Origin of the sequence: Catellatospora aurea, from assembly GCF_042663325.1 — a bacterium.
Taxonomy (GTDB): Bacteria; Actinomycetota; Actinomycetes; order Mycobacteriales; family Micromonosporaceae; genus Catellatospora; species Catellatospora aurea.
Map to the genome: position 1 here is coordinate 1 of NZ_JBHTAC010000092.1, position 4,771 is coordinate 4,771.

At 75.0% G+C, this 4,771-nt stretch carries 2 protein-coding genes; both read left to right on the plus strand.

From position 1 onward, the window contains the following. Positions 1–2,954: type I polyketide synthase (locus ACFQO7_RS37565; RefSeq protein WP_465252395.1), on the plus strand; the 2,954-nt coding region annotated here is incomplete at its 5' end. A gap of 13 nt (positions 2,955–2,967) precedes the next feature. Continuing rightward, positions 2,968–4,771, plus strand: a 1,804-nt coding sequence (locus ACFQO7_RS37570; RefSeq protein WP_465252396.1) for a type I polyketide synthase, incomplete at its 3' end; no start/stop codon positions are given.

The following is a 4,771-nucleotide window of genomic DNA, read 5'->3' on the forward strand; positions in this document are numbered from 1 at the left end:
TCGCGGCGGTCGGCCTGCAGCGGCGCGACCGCGACGAGGCACGCGAGCTGCTCACGGCGCTGGCGCGCCTGCACACCAGGGGAGCGATCACCGGGTGGCCACGCCCGGCCGGCGCCGTGTCCTCGGTGGACCTGCCGACGTATCCGTTCCAGCGGCAGCGGTACTGGATGACCGCGGCCGCGGCGTCCGACCTGGCCGCCACCGGCCTCGACGACGCCGCACACCCGCTGCTCGGCGCGGCCGTGGAACTGGCCGGCGGGGACGGCGCGCTGCTCACCGGCCGGATCTCGCTGTACGGCCAGCCCTGGCTGGCCGACCACCGGGTGATGGACACGGTGCTGCTGCCCGGCACCGCCTTCGTCGAGCTGGCCGTGCGCGCCGGTGACCAGGTCGGCTGCGGCGTGCTCGACGAGCTGACGCTGGCCGCGCCGCTGGTGCTGGCGGCCGGCGAGCCGGTGACGTTGCAGGTGGCCGTAGGCGCCGCCGACGACGACGGACGCCGACCCGTCAGCGTGTACGCCCGCGCCGGTGACGGAGACGAGTGGACCCGCCACGCGACCGGCTTCGTCGCGCCCGCCGTGCTGGGCACCCCCGGGGAGGGCCTCACCGCGTGGCCGCCGCCGGGCGCGGACGAGTTGCCCGTCGACGACGCGTACGACCGCTTGGCCGTGCAGGGATACGGCTACGGTCCCGGATTCCAGGGCCTGCGCCGGGCCTGGCGCAGCGGCGATGACGTGTACGCCGAGGTCATACTGCCGGAGTTGCTGGACCCGGCCGGCTACCGGCTGCACCCCGCGCTGCTCGACGCGACCCTGCACGCGTTCATGCTCCGCGCCCTCGACGACGCCGAACCGGCCCTGCCGTTCGCCTGGAACGGCGTGTCCGTGCACGCCGTCGGCGCGACCGACCTGCGGGTCCGGTTCACTTCCACCGGCCCGGACACCGTCGCGGTGCTGATCGCCGACGGCACCGGTGCGCCCGTGGCCGAGGCCCGCTCGCTGCAGTGGCGCACCGTCACCGCGGACGCGCTCCCGGCCGCTCGCTCACCGCACCGCGACGCCCTGTTCACCGTCGACTGGGACGCCGTCCCCGCAGGCCCGGCGGGTGACCGCGCCGGCTGGGCCGTGCTCGGATCCGACGATCTGCGGCTGGGCGCGCGGCTCGGTGTCACCCGGCACGGCGCGACCCTCGACGACCTGCTCGCCGACGCGGGCGAGGCGGTGCCGGACACGGTGCTGACCTGCCTGGTCGAACCGGCCGACGCCGACGACCGTACCGACGGCGGGGTCGTCGGGGAGGTGCACGCCGCCACCCGGGCCGCGCTGGAGCTGGCCCAGGACTGGCTGAGCGACCCGCGGTTCGCGCAGTCCCGGCTGGTCGTGGTCACCCGTGGCCTGCTCGCCGAGGACGGCGGCGGCGGTGACCTGGCCCTGGCCGCCGCCACCGCGCTGCTGCGATCCGCGCAGGCCGAGAACCCGGACCGCATCCTCCTGGTCGACCTCGACGGTTCCGATGACGCCACCGACCTGCTGCCCGCGGCGCTGGCCACCGGCGAGCCGCAGGTGGCGATCCAGCAGGGCCGCGTACGCGCACCCCGGCTCAACCGGGTGCGCCCGGCCACCGGCGAACGCGCGCCGCTGCGCACCGACGGCACAGTGCTGATCACCGGCGGCACCGGCGGCCTCGGTGCGATCCTGGCCCGCCACCTGGTGGTCGAACACGGCATGCGGCACCTGCTGCTCGCCGGGCGGCGCGGTCTGGCCGGCGCGGGAGCCCAGGAGCTGTCCGACGAGCTGACCGCGCTCGGTGCGCAGGTCACCGTGGCCGCCTGCGACACCGCCGATCGGGACGCGCTGGCCAGGCTGTTGGCCGACATCCCGGCCGAACGGCCGCTGACCGCCGTCGTGCATGCCGCCGGTGTCGCCGACGACGGCGTCATCGGCTCGCTGGACCCGCAGCGGCTCGCCGGTGTCCTGCGGCCCAAGGTGGACGCGTCCTGGCACCTGCACGAGCTGACCCTGGACACCGACCTTGACGCGTTCGTGCTGTTCTCCTCGGCCGCCGCCGTGTTCGGGGCGCCGGGCCAGGGAAACTACGCGGCCGCCAATGCCTTCCTCGACGGACTCGCGCTGCACCGCCGCGAGCAGGGCCTGCCCGCGACCGCGCTGTCGTGGGGCCTGTGGGCGGCCCGCAGCAGCGGCATCACCGGCCACCTCGGCGACGCCGACTTCCAGCGTATGGCACGGGCCGGTCTCACCGCACTCGACGAGCAGGAGGGCCTGGCGCTGCTGGACGCCGCGCTCGGCCGGCCGGACCCGTGGTTGCTGCCGATGCGGCTGGACCTGCGGGTGCTGCGGGCCCCGGGCAATGCCGTGCCGGCCCTGCTCCGCGGCCTGGTGCCGATCCCGGGGCAGCGCACCGCGGCGAGCGGACAGCGGATGTCCGGCCTCGCCGACGACCTCGCCCGGCTCGGCGAGGCCGAGCAGCGCGAACTGCTCGACGACCTGGTCCGCAAGCAGGTCGCCACGGTGCTCGGCCACGCCGCCGGGGCCGCCGTCGATCCCGACCGGGCGTTCAAGGAGTTGGGTTTCGACTCGCTCACGGCGGTGGACCTGCGCAACCGGCTCAACACGCTGACCGGGCTGCGGCTGCCCGCGACGCTGGTGTTCGACCACCCGACGCCGGGCTCGCTCGCCGAGCACCTGCGGGCGGCGCTGGCCGGCCCCGGCATCGACCCGGAGCGGCTGGTGCACCAGGAACTCGACCGGCTGGAGACGGCGCTCGCCGCCGACCTCGACGACCTGGCCCGGGCACGCGCGAAGGCGCGCCTGCAGGAGCTGCTGTCGCAGTGGGACACCCCCGCGGCGACCACCGACGTGACTTCGGAACTGCGCGACGCGTCAGCCGACGAGCTCTACGACTTCGTCGGGCGCGAGTTCGGCATCGCGATCTGAGCTGGGGAGATAGCTGACAATGGCGGACGAGAAACTGCTCGGATACTTCAAGAAGGTCACGGCGGAGCTGTACCAGACCCGCCGGCGGCTGCAGGAGCTGGAGTCGCAGGACACCGAACCCATCGCGATCATCGGCATGGCCTGCCGGTACCCGGGCGGGGTGCGCACGCCCGAGGACCTGTGGCGGCTCGTCGCCGACGGCGTCGACGCGGTGTCGGGGTTCCCGGCGAACCGGGGCTGGCCCGCGGACCTGTACGACCCGGACCCGGAGGCGACCGGCAAGAGCTACTCCCGGGAGGGCGGCTTCCTGCACGACGCCGACGCGTTCGACGCCGAGTTCTTCGGCATGTCGCCGCGGGAGGCGCTCGGCGTGGACCCGCAGCAGCGGCTGCTGCTGGAGATCTCGTGGGAGGCGTTCGAGCGGGCCGGCATCGACCCGGCCGCCGCGCAGGAGACCCCCGTCGGGGTGTTCGCCGGAGTGATGTACGCCGACTACGGCGTACGGCTGCTGCACGACATCCCGGAGGGGTTCGAGGGATACCTGCTCACCGGCAGCGCGGGCAGTGTCGCGTCCGGCCGGGTCGCGTACAACCTGGGCCTGGTCGGCCCGGCCGTCACCGTCGACACCGCGTGCTCGTCTTCGCTGGTGGCGATGCACCTGGCGGCGCGGGCGCTGCGCTCGGGCGATTGCACGCTGGCGCTGGCCGGCGGTGTCACGGTGATGTCGATGCCGGGCACGTTCGTCGAGTTCAGCCGCCAGCGCGGGCTCGCCCCGGACGGGCGGTCGAAGTCGTTCGCCGCCGCGGCCGACGGCGTCGGCTGGTCCGAGGGCGCGGGCATGCTGCTGCTGGAGCGGCTGTCCGACGCCCGGCGCAACGGCCACCGCGTGCTGGCGCTGCTGCGCGGCTCGGCGGTCAACCAGGACGGCGCGTCCAACGGGCTCACCGCGCCCAACGGGCCGTCGCAGCGGCGGGTGATCCGGCAGGCGCTGGTCAACGCCCGGCTGGACCCGGCCGACGTGGACGTGGTCGAGGCGCACGGCACTGGGACCACGCTGGGCGACCCGATCGAGGCCGAGGCGCTGCTGGCGACGTACGGGCAGGACCGGCCCGCGGACCGGCCGCTGCGGCTCGGTTCGATCAAGTCGAACCTGGGGCACACCCAGGCGGCGGCCGGCGTCGCCGGTGTGATCAAGATGGTGCAGGCGCTGTCGCACGAGGCCCTGCCGCGTACGCTGCACGTGGACGCGCCGTCACCGCACGTGGACTGGTCGTCGGGCGCGGTCGAACTGCTGACCGACCAGCGGCCCTGGCCGCGCGCGGAGACACCGCGCCGGGCCGGGGTGTCCTCGTTCGGCATCAGCGGCACCAACGCCCACGTGATCATCGAGGAGGCCCCGCCCGCCGAGGCCGTGCCTTCCGACGCCGCCGCGCCGGTCGACGCTGCCGAGCCGTCCGGCGACGGGTCCACCGTGGACGTTCCGGCCGAGGTCGAGCCGGTGGCGATGCCGGTCGTGCCGTGGCTGCTCAGCGCCCGGAACCCGCAGGCGCTGCGCGAGCAGGCCGAACGGCTGCACTCGGCCGTGTCCGGTCTCGACCCGCAGGACGTCGGTTTCACGCTGGCCACCGCCAGGGCACGGTTCGACCACCGGGCCATGGTGGCCGGACCCGATCGCGACACCCTGCTGTCGGGCCTGTCCGCGCTGGCAGGGGGCACGCCCTCACCCGATGTCGTGCAGGACGTGGTGACACCGGGCCGGTTGGGCCTGCTGTTCACGGGTCAGGGTGCGCAGCGTTCGGGTATGGGGCTGGGCCTTT